14 protein-coding genes are annotated in these 16,137 nt (G+C 37.0%); 1 reads left to right on the forward strand and 13 read right to left on the reverse strand.

Going from position 1 to position 16,137, the window contains the following annotated elements:
• Positions 1-21: 21 nt before the first annotated feature.
• The 13 genes from B9Y84_RS07700 to B9Y84_RS07760 all read right to left on the reverse strand — a co-directional run bounded on the left by B9Y84_RS07700 (position 22) and on the right by B9Y84_RS07760 (position 15,554).
• Positions 22-786: a cell division protein FtsQ/DivIB gene (locus B9Y84_RS07700; RefSeq protein WP_085516519.1), complete on the reverse strand. Its 765-nt coding sequence runs from the start codon at positions 784-786 to the stop codon at positions 22-24.
• Positions 776-2,173, reverse strand: coding sequence for a UDP-N-acetylmuramate--L-alanine ligase (gene murC, locus B9Y84_RS07705; protein ID WP_085516520.1), 1,398 nt, complete (start codon positions 2,171-2,173; stop codon positions 776-778). The genes B9Y84_RS07700 and murC overlap by 11 nt, the downstream gene beginning before the upstream one ends.
• Positions 2,170-3,276, reverse strand: a complete 1,107-nt coding sequence (gene murG, locus B9Y84_RS07710) for an undecaprenyldiphospho-muramoylpentapeptide beta-N-acetylglucosaminyltransferase (RefSeq protein ID WP_085516521.1) — start codon at positions 3,274-3,276, stop codon at positions 2,170-2,172. Before murG ends, murC begins: the two co-directional genes overlap by 4 nt.
• Complete coding sequence (locus tag B9Y84_RS07715; protein ID WP_085516522.1) at positions 3,277-4,458, reverse strand: FtsW/RodA/SpoVE family cell cycle protein; 1,182 nt, start codon at positions 4,456-4,458, stop codon at positions 3,277-3,279.
• The gene (gene murD, locus B9Y84_RS07720; RefSeq protein ID WP_085516523.1) at positions 4,452-5,825 is read right to left on the reverse strand and encodes a UDP-N-acetylmuramoyl-L-alanine--D-glutamate ligase; all 1,374 of its coding nucleotides are present in this window, start codon (positions 5,823-5,825) and stop codon (positions 4,452-4,454) included. Before murD ends, B9Y84_RS07715 begins: the two co-directional genes overlap by 7 nt.
• 63 nt (positions 5,826-5,888) lie before the next feature.
• Positions 5,889-7,106: a phospho-N-acetylmuramoyl-pentapeptide-transferase gene (gene mraY / locus B9Y84_RS07725; RefSeq protein ID WP_085516524.1), complete on the reverse strand. Its 1,218-nt coding sequence runs from the start codon at positions 7,104-7,106 to the stop codon at positions 5,889-5,891.
• 12 nt (positions 7,107-7,118) lie between these two features.
• Positions 7,119-8,585 carry a UDP-N-acetylmuramoyl-L-alanyl-D-glutamate--2,6-diaminopimelate ligase gene (locus B9Y84_RS07730; protein WP_085516525.1) on the reverse strand — a complete coding sequence of 489 codons (1,467 nt, stop codon included), beginning with the start codon at positions 8,583-8,585 and terminating at the stop codon, positions 7,119-7,121.
• A complete protein-coding gene (locus tag B9Y84_RS07735; RefSeq protein ID WP_085516526.1) occupies positions 8,585-10,681 on the reverse strand; it encodes a penicillin-binding protein in 2,097 nt (698 codons plus the stop codon). The genes B9Y84_RS07730 and B9Y84_RS07735 overlap by 1 nt, the downstream gene beginning before the upstream one ends.
• Positions 10,671-11,054 carry an FtsL-like putative cell division protein gene (locus tag B9Y84_RS07740; RefSeq protein WP_085516527.1) on the reverse strand — a complete coding sequence of 128 codons (384 nt, stop codon included), beginning with the start codon at positions 11,052-11,054 and terminating at the stop codon, positions 10,671-10,673. Before B9Y84_RS07740 ends, B9Y84_RS07735 begins: the two co-directional genes overlap by 11 nt.
• On the reverse strand, positions 11,051-11,956 hold the full coding sequence (rsmH, locus tag B9Y84_RS07745) for a 16S rRNA (cytosine(1402)-N(4))-methyltransferase RsmH (protein ID WP_085516528.1): 906 nt from the start codon (positions 11,954-11,956) through the stop codon (positions 11,051-11,053). The genes B9Y84_RS07740 and rsmH overlap by 4 nt, the downstream gene beginning before the upstream one ends.
• Before the next feature lie 6 nt (positions 11,957-11,962).
• Positions 11,963-12,409 carry a division/cell wall cluster transcriptional repressor MraZ gene (gene mraZ, locus B9Y84_RS07750; RefSeq protein ID WP_085516529.1) on the reverse strand — a complete coding sequence of 149 codons (447 nt, stop codon included), beginning with the start codon at positions 12,407-12,409 and terminating at the stop codon, positions 11,963-11,965.
• A 362-nt stretch (positions 12,410-12,771) separates the two neighbouring features.
• Positions 12,772-13,908, reverse strand: coding sequence for a CaiB/BaiF CoA transferase family protein (locus B9Y84_RS07755; protein ID WP_085516530.1), 1,137 nt, complete (start codon positions 13,906-13,908; stop codon positions 12,772-12,774).
• Positions 13,909-14,156: 248 nt separating this feature from the next.
• A complete protein-coding gene (locus B9Y84_RS07760) occupies positions 14,157-15,554 on the reverse strand; it encodes an MATE family efflux transporter (protein WP_085516531.1) in 1,398 nt (465 codons plus the stop codon).
• Between the two features lie 89 nt (positions 15,555-15,643).
• Between B9Y84_RS07760 and B9Y84_RS07765 the strand changes: the two genes are divergently transcribed.
• Positions 15,644-16,132: a QcrA and Rieske domain-containing protein gene (locus tag B9Y84_RS07765; protein WP_085516532.1), complete on the forward strand. Its 489-nt coding sequence runs from the start codon at positions 15,644-15,646 to the stop codon at positions 16,130-16,132.
• The last annotated feature ends 5 nt before the right edge of the window (positions 16,133-16,137 follow it).

Below are 16,137 nucleotides of genomic sequence, written 5' to 3' on the forward strand. Positions count from 1 at the left end.
CATGTATCGCCTAAGGTTATTCTATTCACAAATGATTTGTTCTTTAAACTGTAAATTTACACGATCGTATCGATTCCACCCACGGTCTGGGAGTATCTTGTCGTAAAAAATTTTAAGTTTCGATAATTTATCAGAATAATTATACACTGAGCCAAATTCAATCAACTGTTTGGTCACTTGCGGGTATATATTAATAATTCCTCTATCATCTACTTCCAATTGAGCAAACTGCGCACTCCAAAATTTATCCTTTTCTATAAATTTTATAAAGTTAAATAAATCAGCACCCGATTCATCGGCTAGCATATCTTTTTCAATGTAAGAATCAAAGAAACCACCAGATAAAACCATCACTCTAGCTGTAAACCTGTCTGAAACCGGTAATATTTTTCCTTGATCACTTATATAATGATCTGCACCGTCTGGATTAAAAATTCTGGCGATAGGTCTCGCTTGTACAGCATCAACCATCATATTTCCTGCTAAGTCCCTATATACCTCGGCTTTTTGGATAAACTTATGAGCATTCACTCTGCTTTCTAAATCCTTCAGTTTGAAGTTTTCATAGGGTAAATTCATCACCATTTCATTACCATTATTAGTCAAAAGACTATTGATGTCTGCCTCGTTAATAAAGAAGTTACCTTGCTGATTTTTAATATTGATAATAATCTTTTTACAAAGCACTTCTTCTTGCTTTTTGCTCACGAATCCGATCGTTACTACAAATATCACTATCGGCAGCACAATCTTCAGGACAATATTTAAACTATTTTTAAGCTGCATTCTGCTTATTAAACATGTTTTTTAATGGTTCAACTAATTGATCGATATTTCCAGCTCCCATTGTTATGAAGACTTCTAAATCTCGATTGCTTAAATATTCAATAATAGACTCTTTCTCAACCTTATATTTTTCATCTGCATGTATAGACTCCAAAAGAATGTCACTACTTACTCCTTCAATTGGTAACTCTCTTGCAGGATAAATATCCAACAACATCACTTCATCTGCCAAGCTCAAACTTTGAGAGAACTCTACGGCAAAATCTCTGGTTCGAGAATATAGATGTGGTTGAAATAAGACGCTCACTTTCTTACCAGGATACAAAGCTCGAACTGAAGTCAGCATTGCCTTAATTTCGCTTGGATGATGCGCATAGTCATCAATAAAGACAAAATCATCTCTTTTCAGCACATATTCAAATCTGCGTTTAACTCCGGTATATGTCTTTATACCTTCTAGAATTTCTTTATCATTTAATCCCAACTGCTGAGCTATAGCAATTGACACCACTGCGTTCTCCACATTATGAAAACCAGGCACCGACAATTGAAAGCCTTTAATGATTTTACTATTTAAGCTAACATCAAACACAAATTTCGCATCTTTAACTTGTACATTTAATGCTCTTATATCACCCGCATTCAATCCATATGAAGTGGGTCTACCACTTATTTTTTTGGACGCTACTTCTTCCCACAAGCCGTCTTTTATGTAGATCTGGCCTTTAGGATCTACATTTTCCAAAAAGAGAGAAAAGGATTTTTTCAATTCTTCCAGTTTACCATAAATATCCAAATGATCTGCGTCAGTTGAGGTCACTACAGCAATATTGGGTTTCAATGTCAAGAATGAACGATCAAATTCATCAGCTTCTACCACTATGATGGCCTTTTTATAATCACCTTGATTCATGACCATGTTTGTGCCATAATTGGTAGTGATTCCTCCTAAGAATCCGGCAATGTCTTTCTTTCCTGCTTTTAACAAATGAGCAATCATAGAACTAGTAGTAGTTTTCCCATGAGTGCCCGCAACTGCCACTGTAAACATTCCTTCGGTTAATTTACCCAAAACCTCTGACCTTTTATAAAGACTAATTCCATTATCCTTTAGGTAATTAAACCCTTTGTGGTCTTTTGGTATTGCCGGAGTATAAACTATTAATACTCCTTTATCTGCTTTAAAAACAAAATTAGGCATCTGCTCAATTTCATCATCAAAATGAATGAGAATACCCTCTTTTTCTAGCTTATTGGTAAGGTCGGTTGATGTTTTGTCATAGCCATACACTTTCACTCCATTGTGATGGAACCAACGTGCCAAAGCACTCATGCCGATGCCGCCAATTCCAATGAAATATGCGCTATGTATATTTTTTATCTTCATTCAATCATTTTAAAAATAATCGATACTATATCCTCTGTGGCTTTAGGTTTAGCCATTTTCTTTATATTCTCAGAAAGCATTTTCTGCTTTTCAGTATCCTTCAATAATTTAAAAGCATCTGGAAGTAATTCTTTAACCGCTTTCGTATCACTCACAATCAATGCCGCATTTCTGGACACTAATGCTTGCGCATTTTTAGTTTGATGATCTTCCGCTACATTTGGCGAAGGAACAAAAATTACTGGTTTCCCCACTACCTGTAATTCAGATACTGATAAAGCCCCTGCTCGGGAAATAATTATGTCTGCAGCAGCATAAGCTTCATCCATGTTTTTAATGAATTCCAAAACCTTCACTTGTTTAGGATCAGAATCATTTGCTCTAGTCGTCATTTCAGTATGATACAACTTCCCAGTTTGCCATAGCATTTGATAATCTTCTTGTGCTAACACACCTAAATTTTGGGCAATACTTTCATTTATAGTTCTTGCTCCCAAGCTTCCACCTAAAACCAAAATGGTCTTTTTGCTTTCATCTAGATCAAAGCTTTTTATAGCTATTGATCGCTTAGGTAAATTCAATAAATTTTTTCTTATGGGGTTTCCAGTTACATTTAATTTTTGAGCTGGAAAATATTTATCCATTCCCTCATAAGCCACACAAATTTGCTTAACTTTTTTCTTCAACCATTTATTGGTCAAGCCTGCATAAGAATTCTGCTCTTGCAACAGACAAGGGATCCCTAAGTTCGAAGCTGCTCTTAATGTAGGCCCACTAGCGTATCCACCCACTCCCACTACAGCATCTGGCTTAAAGTTCTTCACAATCCTGCCAGCTTGTTTCAAGCTATTCAATAGCTTAAATGGAAAACTCAAATTCTTCAATGTCAAGCTTCTTTGAATACCTGCTATAGGTAAACCAAAAATTTTATAACCCGCCTCAGGCACTTTTTGCATTTCCATTTTCCCTTCAGCTCCTACAAACAGAACATCCGCATTTGGCAATTGCTTTTTAATTTCATCAGCAATTGCTAATGCAGGAAAAATATGTCCTCCAGTGCCTCCACCGCTCAAAATAAATCGATATGGTCGTTGCATATCCATTTAAGCTGCCTCTTTTTTAGGTAAATTAGAAAATTGCTTTTTACTCAATGCATCTGGAGTTTCTTCAATTTCACCTCGACTCACACTTAGAATGATTCCCATTGCTATCCCAGTAAATAGCAAAGATGTTCCTCCCATGCTTAGCAAAGGAAGTGGTAAGCCTGTAATGGGACCTAAACCTACTGCAACACCCATATTTACCATTGCTTGAATGACTATGGCAAAACTGAGCCCGGCTGAAAGTAATCCTCCGTAAGCTCTTCCACTAGCTGCTGCAGCTTTCATTCCGCGATAAAGTAAAGTTAGGTAAAGCATAATGACAATGCCTGCTCCGATCATTCCGTATTCTTCTACCACAATGGCAAAGATAAAATCTGAAAAGGCTTCAGGTAAAAAATTTCGCTGACTGCTGTTGCCTGGCCCTTTTCCAGTAACTCCTCCTGTTGCTACTGCAATGTAGGACTGCTGCGCCTGAAATGGGATATTTTCTTTGCTTATGAAGTTTTCTACTCTACTTATGGCCGTTTCCCCTCTTTGCCCTACTACCATGGCAATACTGACCGCAAAAACACCCACAAAAGCCAACATGGCTAAATATTTAACAGGTATTCTTCCAATGAATAGAAGCAGCATACAAGTTAAGAACAACAATATGGCTGTTGACAAATTAGTCATAGCTATTAATCCGCAGATCACACCACACCATAAAAGCATTGGAATTAATGCCTTTTTAAAATCGTTGATATTTTGCTGTCGTTTGGACAGCATTCCAGCTAAATTGATGATTAAGGCCAATTTTGCCAAATCTGAAGGCTGAAACGATTGATTAATAAATGGAATCGTGATCCATCTCGAAGCACTGTTAAGATTCACACCGAACTGCCAAGCAAAAATCAAAAGTGGCACTGATAGCCATAAAGCTAAACGCGATATTTTAGAGTAATACCGGTAATCTACTTTGTGTGCTACCCACATAGCGAAAAAACTCAGCAATACTAAGAAGCTATGGCGCAATAAATAGTATTCTGTATTACCTCCATATTTAAAATAGGCAATAGTACCTGTTGCACTATAAACGACCAAAATACTGAGCATACCCAAAGCGAACACCACCGACCAAATAACGGGATCTCCTTTAAGGTGCTTATCAGCCCAGGCCTTTATGTTTTGAATGCTTAGCATGACTGCGATAACTTTTTTAATTCTATTTCTCTCTCCAGTAATTGAAATGCCAATCGAAATTGGTTTCCACGATCTTCATAATTTTTATACAGGTCAAAACTGGCACAAGCAGGAGAGAGTAAAACGATTTCCCTGTCTTTTGATAGTTTATATCCCATTTTAACAGCTTCTTCCATTGACTGTGTCTCTTCAATTATTGGACATCTATTTTTGAAATGTTCCTTTATCTTGGTATTATCTTTTCCCAAACAAATAATAGCTTTCACATTAGTACTGACCACATCTAATTGGCTATAATCATTTCCTTTGTCAACTCCTCCAACTATCCAAATGATCGGTCTCGTGAATGCATCTAAAGCGTAATAAACAGCATCTACGTTTGTCGCTTTAGAATCATTTATAAATTCAATACCATGGATGCTTCCCACAGATTCTAATCGGTGCTGAATGCTTTTGAATTTTGGAAGGCTATCCGCAATTCTTTCATTCTTAATTTTAGCAAGTTTTGATGTTAAAATTGAAGCCATGGCGTTTGTCTGGTTATGTTTTCCTTTGATGGTCAGTAAATCTTGTGAAAAAGTGTGTCTCTGTTCATTTAAATTAATGATGATACCCGATGGATTTGCGTATGCGCCTTCATAGGGAATATCTTCAAATTTCAATTCAAGTAATTTGGATGCAAACTGATGTTTAGCAAGATTAGCTTTGATCAGATTATCTTCTGTATACAGCAGCGCGTAGTCTGCCTTATCTTGATTCTTAAAGAGGGAAAATTTAGATGCTACATAATTCTCAACTTTATAATCATATCTATCCAAGTGATCCGGAGTAATATTCAGTAAAAGAGCGATATGAGGTTTGAAATCAACGAATCCATCTATCTGAAAACTACTGCATTCCAGCACCCACCAATCATAATCTTGGCTGATTAGCTGTCCTGCCATGCTTTTCCCAATATTACCTCCTAATCCTACTGAGAGCCCTGCTTCTTTCAATATATGATAAGTTAGCATGGTCGTTGTAGACTTGCCGTTCGTACCTGTTATTGCAATAATCTTTCCTTTGGTGTACTTAGAAGCAAATTCTAATTCATCAATTAATGGTATATTTTTAGCAAATGCTTTCTGCACAATCTCCACGGAGGTAGCTATCCCCGGACTCTTGATGATTTTGTGGGCATTCAAGATTAATTCTTCCGTATGCTTCCCTTCTTCAAATGGAATTTCTGCTTGCACTAATTTTGCTTTATTGGCTTCATTTATAATTCCAAAATCAGACACAAAAACATCATATCCCTTTGCTTTTGCCAGCAAAGCAGCACCAGTTCCGCTTTCTCCTGCTCCCAATATGATGATCCGTCTTTTCACTTCTTCTTTTTACCTCTAATTTTTATCTCAATACTTTATTTCTTTTTTAAAAATTGCTAGACTTTATCTAAGCTTTAATGTCGCCACTGAAATAATAGCTAATAAAATACCCATAATCCAAAAGCGGTTTACAATCTTAGACTCATGAATTCCTTTCTTTTGATAATGATGGTGTAATGGAGACATTAAAAATATTCTTTTGCCTTCGCCAAACCTCTTCTTTGTATATTTAAAATAACCTACCTGCAGAATGACTGAAAGATTTTCGATTAAGAAAATACCGCATAGAACAGGTATTAATAATTCTTTTCTTATAACTAATGCTAAGACTGCTATAATTCCTCCGATAGAAAGACTCCCAGTATCTCCCATAAAAACCTGCGCAGGATGTGTATTATACCATAGAAACCCAACACAGGCACCTACGAATGCAGCACAGAAAATCACGATCTCACCACTATTTGGAATAAACATTATGTTGAGATATTGCGAGAAAATAGCGTTCCCAGATACATAGGCAAAGATGGCTAAGGCCAAACCAATGATGGCTGAAGTACCAGCAGCTAGTCCATCAATTCCGTCCGTAATATTTGCTCCGTTACTCACTGCCGTCACAATAAAAATCACCCACAAAACGTAAATGATAACCGTATAGCCATCGGGCATGAAAGGAAAAATATTACTATAATCAAACTCATTGTCTTTGAAAAAAGGGATAGTTGTTACCATCGATTTCACATCTTCAAAGGAGGTTTCAGATACCATTCCCACACCGTCAGAAACACTTACAGGTGACACAAATTCTCGTATCGTCACATCAGGATGATAAAACAATGTTAAACCTACAATTAGACCCAAACCGATCTGGCCAACGACTTTGAACTTACCTTGAAGCCCTTCTTTATTTTTCTTAAATACTTTTATGTAATCATCCAAAAATCCAATCAACCCCATCCAAACAGTGGAAACCAATAGCAAAATGATGTAAATATTGTCGATCTTAGAGAATAGTAACACCGGAATTACAATTGCCAAAATAATCATAATTCCTCCCATCGTTGGAGTCCCCGCTTTCTCAATTTGACCATCAAGCCCTAAATCTCTTACCGTTTCCCCAACTTGCTTTCTCCTGAGCTTATTAATCAATTGTTTTCCGAATGTAATCGTAATCAGTAAAGAAAAAAGTGTCGCCATACCAGCTCTGAAGGAGATATACTGAAATACTCCTGCTCCAAGCAAGTCCATTTTTTTATTTAAGAAGTCGAATAAATAATATAACACCTTTCTCTTTTTTTATTTATTATGTATTAAACTCAACATTTCATTAACTACTTCCTTATCATCGAAATGACTTCTCTCGCCTTTTACTTCCTGATAAGTTTCGTGACCTTTTCCAGCCACTAGTATGATATCACCTCTTTGCGCAAAACTGCATGCTAATTTAATTGCTTCTTTTCTATCAGGAAGATTGGTTACCTTTCTCACCTGAGAAACTGGCACGCCTTTTTGCATATCGGCAATGATTGCCTCTGGTTCTTCGTATCGCGGATTATCAGAAGTTAATATCACACGATCACTAAATCTACAAGCTATTTCAGCCATTAGAGGTCTTTTAGTTGTATCTCTGTTTCCACCACAGCCCACTACTGTCAATACTTGTTCATTTCCGGTTCGTATATTATCAATAGTTTGTAACACATTCTCTAATGCATCTGGAGTATGAGCATAATCAACCACTGCTGTTATTCCAGCAGTATTAGGAACTTGCTCAAACCTCCCGTTCTTCAATTCAATTTGTGACAAATTCAACAGTATTTCTTCGGAGTCTTCTTCCAGCAAATGAGCTGTAGCATATGAAGCCAAAAGATTATAAGCATTGAAATAACCAATTTGTCTGAACCACACATCTTTTTGTTCGATATTAAGCTCAAGCCCTTGAAGTGAGTTACTCAAAACTTTAGCTTTGTAAGTTGCCATCATTTTTAAGGAATAGGTATGCTTTGATGCTTTGCAATTTTGCAGCATTACCATCCCTCTTTTATCGTCTACATTAACCAAGGCAAATGCGTCAGCTGGCAAATCATCAAATAATTTCTTCTTGGCTTTAATGTAATTATCAAATGTTTTGTGATAATCTAAATGCTCATGTGAGATATTGGTGAAAACTGCTCCTGCTAACCTTAATCCTGCCATTCTCTCTTGTTCGATGGCATGGCTGCTTGCTTCCATAAAAACGATATTACACCCGGAATCTACCATTTTCTTCAAAAGAGCATTCAATTGCAATGCATCAGGCGTTGTATGGGTTGCTGGAATTACAGCCTGATTAATTTGATTTTGCACTGTAGAAATCATCCCTGTATGATAGCCCAGATTCATGAATAGCTGATGTAGGAGGCTCACCGTAGTGGTTTTACCATTTGTTCCCGTTACAGCTATCAATTTTAGCTTTTCTGATGGATGTCCAAAATAATTATCGGCTATAATCCCCAAGGCTTTAGCTGAATTATCAGTCTGTACATAGGTTACCTCTGGATGGACTTTCGCAGGAATATCCTCGCATAGCACTGCAACAGCGCCTTGCTCAATAGCTTTGGAAATATATTCATGTCCGTCAACTTGAGTACCTTTAATAGCAACAAATACATCTCCAGCACCCACAATTCGAGAATCGAACTGTATAGCATCAATGCCAATATCAGTCGCTCCCGAAATGCTAATCAATTTAACTTTATATAATATGTCTTTTAAATTCGCCACTAACCTACATCTAGTTTTATTGTACTCCCTTTCAATGCCCGCATACCAGGGTATTGTGATTGCTGACTCACTCTTCCTTTTTTTCCTTTAACTACTACATTTAAGCCTGTATTTTCTAATAAATATAGTGCATCTCTTAATGTCATTCCTCTGACATCAGGCACAAGACCTTGCTGATGCTGATTATTAGGTTCCCATTTGATGGAGTTATTATGAATAGAAGCTCGAACCCATTCCAGTTCCTGACCTTCCGTATGATTTGAAACCCCTAAGTAGTTTAACATTGCTGATAGATCGCTTTTATTACCTGCTTGAACCACCGGAAAGATACCAGTTTCAGGCTTTTCAGCTAATTGGTATTCTTCATGCATATTTAAATCTAAGGCAAAAATTTTATCCGCAATTTCTTTAAAAACAGGTGCTGCTACATCCGAACCATATTGCTGATATCCTTTGGGATTATCCATCACGACAATAGCAGAATACTTTGGGTTGTCTGCGGGAAAATAACCCGCAAATGAGGTGTAGTATTGACGAACATACCTGCCATCTTTTAAACTCTGTGCTGTACCTGTTTTTCCAGCAATTTTGTATTCCGCATTATTAATATTGGAAGCAGTTCCATTTTCCACTACTCCTTCCAGCATAGTTCTTAATTTGTTAAGGGTCTCCTTTGAACATATTTGATCACTAATAACACTAGTTTTAAAAGTATTAATTTCTTTATCTGTGCTCTTGATTGACTTCACCAAAAGTGGACGAATCATCCTACCATTGTTTGCAACTGCATTAAATAAGGTTAAGGTATGTAAAGGAGTCAGCTCCAAACCATAGCCATAAGCCATCCAGGGCAAAGTTATACCACTCCATTGTTTTATTGGTGGAATATTAGGCTTTCCCTCTCCTATCATTTGGAATCCTAAAGGCTGGGTTACACCCATCGTTTTTAGATAATCTAGAAAGCGCTGTGGGTTCTCACGGAAAGTTTCATCTACTAATTTAGCGATGGCAATATTGGACGACTTCTCAAAAGCATCTCTAATGGAAATTGTTCCATATCCGCCTGGTTTATGATCTCTTACTTTTTCCTTATAAAATTTCAGTTCTCCATCTCCTGTATCTATCGAATCAGAAAGCTGAATATTACGCTCTTCTAACAAAGCCATATAAGAGGCTAATTTAAAAGTAGATCCGGGTTCTCTTAATCCGTGACTCCCTACTGCATAATTGTAAACTTCTCCATATTTGCCATTTGACAGCTTCTTCAAATTAGAAATTGCTTTGATTTCACCTGTCTTCACTTCCATCACCACCACACAACCCATATCTGCATCATGCTTGATCAAATGACTTAGAAGTGCTGATTCAGAAACATCTTGTAAATTGATATCAATAGTAGTTTGAATATCAAACCCATCCTTTGGTCTGATTTCAGAACCGTCATTAACGGGCCTCCAACTGCTTCCGGAGATTTTCTGAAATAGCGCCTTACCGTTAGTTCCAGCTAAGTACTTGTTAAAACTATATTCCAGCCCGGCTCCATAATCATTCTCATTTAAAAAACCGATCGTTCTAAAGGCCAAATTGGAGAATGGTCTGAAACGCTTATCAGTCTTGGTAAAGATAACACCCCCGCCTAATCTTCCTTCTCGGAAAATCGGCCATGTTTCCATCTCTTTTTTCTTTTGATAGCCAATTAAGTCATTAGAAAGAAAAATGTATTGTTTGCCTTTTTGTCTGGCAGAAGTGATCTTTTGTTTATAATAAGTAGCGGTTTGTCCAAAGCTTTTAGACAGCATTAAGCTCAAAGAATCAATGCTTTCTCTAAACAAAGACTCTTCAGCGATGGTCGGGTCAAAGGCAACTTTATAGAAAGGCAAAGAGGTTGCTAATAAGCTGCCATTGTCTGAATAAATATTCCCCCGAGTAGCTTTCACTTCCTGATAGCTCATATTAATCTCTTCCGCCATCTTTTGCCACTTATCACCTTCCATCCACTGGATGTGAAAAATTTGGTACATGATGGCTCCTGCAAAAATGACAATCGCCAAAAATGCTAACCTCACTCTGAGCAGTATGGACTTCTTAATATTCACCTTTCTCTACTACTATTTTAAATGGTGGTTTTTCTGATTCTTTTAATCCTAGTTTCTTTACCTTTTTTGCAACTTCCGATTGCTTAGAAGCAAACATATACTCTGACTTCAATGTGGTATAATCTGCTCTTAAATCTTCCACTTCCTGATGGAGCTTATCAATTTTTCGCGTTGTTTTATCCGCATAGTGACTATTACCAATATAAAAAATACCCATCACTACCAAGAACAAAACATAAGGCAGATAATGAACAGGTAATCCTCCTTCAGCATTATTTCCGCCCAAGGCTTTATCCAACTTGGAGAAAATACTTCCGGAAGCTGAATCTTTCGCCTTATTCTTATCTTTTTTCTTAAATGTATTTTCCGTCATAACTTTTCAGCTATTCTTAATTTCGCACTTCTAGCTCTGTTATTACTTTCTAGCTCTTCTTCTTCAGCAGTTATAGGCTTTCTGTTGATGGCTTTAAATGGTTTTAACACATTGCCGTAGAAATCTTTTTCCTCTTCGCCATCTAGTTTACCTTTATTGATGAAATTTTTCACTAATCGATCTTCCAAGCTGTGATAACTCATCACTACCAAACGACCACCTGGCTCAATTACATCTTCCATCTGAAGTAAAACTTCTTCCAAAGCTTTTAATTCTTCATTCACCTCTATTCTTAGCGCTTGAAAAACTTGCGCATAATATTTATTTTCTCTACCGCGCTTAGCAAATCTTCCTAATATCTCCTTTAACTCCCCTATAGTGTTTATGGGACTGGCAGCCCTAGCTGAAACAATAGCAGAAGCCAAGGTTTTTGCATTTCGAACTTCACCATAAAGACCAAATATTTTATGCAAGTCCCCTTCACTATATTCGTTCACAACTTGCTTTGCAGTTACCTCTGCATGCTGATCCATCCTCATGTCTAATTCTGCATCAAAACGAGTAGAAAAACCCCTTTCAGCCTTATTAAACTGGTGAGACGATACACCTAAGTCAGCTAAAACTCCATCAACCTGCTTAATACGATATAATTTTAAATACTTCTTTACAAATCGAAAATTAGCCGGAACAAACTCAAAACCAGGATGATCAATTGCGTCTGCATTCACCACTGCATCTTGATCTTGGTCAAAACTAAAAAGCTTACCGCCTTCAAGTTTATCTAAAATGGCTTGTGAATGACCACCTCCACCGAAGGTTAAATCCACATAAATGCCATTGGGCTTAATAGCCAATCCTTCCAGACATTGCTGTAACATAACCGGTTCGTGATATTCGCTCATATGGGATTAAGATTCAAAAAGGTGTTTCTCAGCCAATTCAGAAAATTCTTTCTGGTCTTTAATGAGATAGTCATCATATTTTGATGCATCCCATATTTCAACTCGATTACCCATCCCGACCACTATAGATTCCTTTTTCAACTCAGCAAAAGCCATCATATTCTTCGGAATCAAAATTCTACCAGCACTATCGAGTTCCACGATTGCATTGCCTCTAAAGAAATTGCGCTGTAGATTTCGGTACTCTGCATTGAATTCATTCAAACTGGCAATCTTTGAAAAAATCTTTTTGTATTCGAGCATTGGGTACAAAACTAAACAAGGCTCGAATCCTTTGCGCACCACTATTTCATCACCGCTACCCTCAGGTAGAGCATTTTTGATCTTGGCAGGCAAGACCATACGCCCTTTGGCGTCTAGCTTACAATCATATTCACCAGTGAAAAATGCCATGCTTATAGTTTACACAATTTCTTATATGCAAAGCTAAAACAATATGCGACATTTCATACCACTTTCCCCCACTTTTTTACACTTTTATTAAAAAGATTACATTTTGGATATCAAAAAGTCAAGAAAAAGAGGCTTGAAAGTATCGTGTTGATGTTTTCGACCAAATAGAATCATCACGAGGCTACAAAGTTATTACTTTATTAAAACACTGATAACCAATATTTTATACCCCATAGTTTTTAGTCAAGTGAACAAGACAAGCAATTGATTATCAGCTAAAAACGAAAAATGATGAAAAATTAGAAGGTGTAATATTTGAAGATCTATACTTTGTTCAAAACTACTACAAATCAAAGGATAACCTAGATTATAGCTAGAATTTCATCTCTATGCTCATCAAATGCGGGAGGTGGGGGAAGGTGGGAGACTTTTTCCATAAAAGATAAATAACCTGCAAAATTGCGCAGACCGATGCTCCCTTGAACTGGATTTAATATCATGTTTGAAGCATCTTTTCCCTTTAAAGCATCTGCAACTGTCTGTAAATTACCTGCTGGAATTTGAGCATTTTTCATTCTACCGATTAAGAAGTCAGATTGGAAGCTCTTTGCCTTCTCTTTTAGCATTTGATTTAAAATCTTTCTGTTTTCTACTCGCACAGAATTAGTATTAAACCTTGCATCTTTATACAGTTCAGGTATATGCAACAACTCACAAAGCTTTCGAAATTGGGAATTTATTCCAACCGCAATCAAAATTTCTTTTTCATCGGCAGTCTTCAATATTGTACCATATGGTGCAATATTAGGATGCTCCGCTCCCATTTTTCCAGGATTATGACCAGCCACTAAGTAATTTGTGGCTTGATTTGCAAGTGAAGCAATAGCGGACTCAAATAATGAAACCGATACTTTTGAACCTTGATCTGTTTTAAGCAAATTGATATATGCTAACAAGATTGCTTCTTTTAAATGGTGCGCTGCCAAAATATCTATCAAAGCAACTGGCATTTTTATAGAATTTCCTTCTGGCTCGCCATTCATGCTCATAAAACCACTTTCTGCCTGAATTATAGCATCGTAGCCTACTCTTTCATCTTCATCTCCATATCCCGTAATTTGACCATAAATAATATTCGGATTAATGGCTTTAACCGACTTATAATCTACCTTTAATTTTTCGGCATCTCCTGCTTTATAACTGGCAATTATAATATTAGATTTAGCTATTAATTTATACAAGATGGATAAATCTTCTTCCTGACTGATATCCAACGCAATTGATTTTTTACCGCTATTAGCTGAGGCGAAATATGCTGATATGGAATTGCTAGTAGTTTCTTTTTGGAGTTTCCAAGAGCGGGTCACGTCTCCTTTAGTATGAGGGTTTTCTATTTTGATCACTTCCGCACCGAGTTCAGCAAAAAACTGACCAACAGAGGGGCCTGCTAATACATTGGCTAGTTCTATTACTCTTAAATTATTGAAAATTGGCGGCATATTTAGTTCTTAAATTGAAGCTGAAATTGAAAAAAGCTAGCAATGCAAATTTAAAAATATTTTCTTTTGCTAGCCTGCGGCTAGTGGAAAATACTAACGTCTTTCCCGGATTTTATTACTTAATTTGAAGTAATAAGATATTGTACTGTACCGTAGGTACAAGTAACCATCACTAGCCAGAGACTAGCGATAGAAAGCCTATTTTTTTTCCACAAATTCAAAACTAAATTTTATTTCTACTGTGAAATTTACACCTCCGTCAACTTCCACTTCCCTCTTTTAAACCAGATGATCGAAATTATGGCCAAAAGCGAGAAGGCGAATACAATACCCAAATAAACACCATCCGAACCTAAACCCAAATTATTAGCCATGAAATAGGCTAATGGGATTTGAAATAGCCAAAAGCTTACAAAATTGATAATGGTTGGAGTTTTGGTATCCCCTGCACCATTGAATGAATGGCTCAGCACCATGCCATAAGCAAAGAAGATATACCCAAAACAAATATATCGAACAGCTTTAACTGCTTCATTTTTTACTGCATCAACATCTGTAAATATTCCTACAATTTCATGAGAAAAAATATAGAAAATTAATGATACAGAGAACAAAAAAATCATATTGTATCGTGCTGCTAGCCAAACAGATTTCTCTGCACGGTCAGGAAGTTTCGCACCTAAATTTTGTCCTACTAATGTGGCTGCAGCATTGCTAATACCAAAGGAAGGCAAAATAGTGAAAATTATAATTCTCAAGGCAATGGTGTAGCCCGCTAAAACTTCACTACCAAAATTGGAAATTATTCTTACCAGAAATATCCAGCTAGCCGACTCTATTAAAAATTGTCCCACCCCTCCCGAAGCAATTTTTACGATTCTTTTGAGAATTGAGAGATCAGGCTTAATATGCTGAAAGGATACAGTAATCACTCCTGTCCCCTTTAACAAATGATAAAGTTGATATACCACACCAACACTTCTTCCAATCGCTGTTGCTACTGCTGCACCTGTCACTCCCATGGCGGGAATCAGTCCCCACCCGAAAATAAAAAGCGGATCAAGTAACATATTCAGGATGTTGCTAATCCACAATGCACGCATGGCAATTGCAGCATTACCTGCTCCCCGAAAAATTCCATTGATCAAGAATAGCAACATGATGGTGCCATTACTGGCAAATAGAATTTTAGTATACCATCTTCCTTCTACAATTAATTCTTCCTCACCTCCCATCAGACGCAAAACATCTTCGCCATAAATGAAACCAGCAACACTTAAGATTAAAGAAACCGCAAGCGTTAAGAGAATGGCTTGAACAGCTGTATGAGAAGCTTCTTTTTTCTTTTTCTCTCCTATTCTGCGCGCTATCATTGCTGTAGCTGCCATACTTAAGCCAATACCCAAAGAGTAAACGATGGTGATAACGGATTCTGTCAGCCCCACTGTAGCAACAGCATTAGTACTAACTTGCGCCACAAAAAACACATCTACCACAGCAAAGAGGGACTCCATCACCATTTCCAAAACCATAGGAATGGATAAAAGAATAATCGCACGACTGATTTTAATATTGGTTAGGTCTTCATTAGTGCCTTTTATGGCATACTGTAGAAACAAAACATATTTTCGGATTCTTTGGAGCATGTACTACAATTGAAGAGGGCAATATAAAATTAAATTCTGGATGTTTTAAGAACATTAAGTCTCACAACTAGTTTTTCAAAATAAAAACTATGAAAAAACAGCCTATCAAGATCGAAAATCAAAAGGGTCAGCTTAGTATTGAAAGAAGAGAGTTTCTTAGGAAAGCTGGTGGCTTTGCTATTATGGGATTATTTGGTACTTCATTTTTTACTTCGTGTAGCGATGACATCCAAGACCCCATAAATATTGACTCCAATTCGGAGGGCATAAATGTTGATGGCGATACGATCACCATTGACCTCAGCATCATTGAAGAACTTAATTCATCGGGCGGCTGGTTGCTGATTACTCAAGCGCAAACACTTGTCGTGAATGACGGAGAAATAAAGGCTTTAACTTCTGTTTGTACCCATAGCAATTGTGATAGAAATTGGTCGTTAAGCGATGGGAATTTTAGATGTTCTTGTCATGGCTCTGTATTTACAACCGATGGTGAAGTCATTACAGGTCCTGCGACTAGGCCTTTAAGTCAATTTGATGTGCAGATCGATAATGATATAATTACTATCACAAAATAAACTAT

The sequence above is a fragment of the Marivirga sericea genome, assembly GCF_900177665.1.
GTDB lineage: Bacteria > Bacteroidota > Bacteroidia > Cytophagales > Cyclobacteriaceae > Marivirga > Marivirga sericea.

What these genes read in the sequence shown, in the direction of transcription:
- B9Y84_RS07700 (WP_085516519.1), bottom strand. Translation starts at nt 786, where the DNA reads ATGCAGCTTAAAAATAGTTTAAATATTGTCCTGAAGATTGTGCTGCCG.
- murC (WP_085516520.1), bottom strand. Translation starts at nt 2,173, where the DNA reads ATGAAGATAAAAAATATACATAGCGCATATTTCATTGGAATTGGCGGC.
- murG (WP_085516521.1), bottom strand. Translation starts at nt 3,276, where the DNA reads ATGGATATGCAACGACCATATCGATTTATTTTGAGCGGTGGAGGCACT.
- B9Y84_RS07715 (WP_085516522.1), bottom strand. Translation starts at nt 4,458, where the DNA reads ATGCTAAGCATTCAAAACATAAAGGCCTGGGCTGATAAGCACCTTAAA.
- B9Y84_RS07740 (WP_085516527.1), bottom strand. Translation starts at nt 11,054, where the DNA reads ATGACGGAAAATACATTTAAGAAAAAAGATAAGAATAAGGCGAAAGAT.
- rsmH (WP_085516528.1), bottom strand. Translation starts at nt 11,956, where the DNA reads ATGAGCGAATATCACGAACCGGTTATGTTACAGCAATGTCTGGAAGGA.
- mraZ (WP_085516529.1), bottom strand. Translation starts at nt 12,409, where the DNA reads ATGGCATTTTTCACTGGTGAATATGATTGTAAGCTAGACGCCAAAGGG.
- B9Y84_RS07755 (WP_085516530.1), bottom strand. Translation starts at nt 13,908, where the DNA reads ATGCCGCCAATTTTCAATAATTTAAGAGTAATAGAACTAGCCAATGTA.
- B9Y84_RS07760 (WP_085516531.1), bottom strand. Translation starts at nt 15,554, where the DNA reads ATGCTCCAAAGAATCCGAAAATATGTTTTGTTTCTACAGTATGCCATA.
- B9Y84_RS07765 (WP_085516532.1), top strand. Translation starts at nt 15,644, where the DNA reads ATGAAAAAACAGCCTATCAAGATCGAAAATCAAAAGGGTCAGCTTAGT.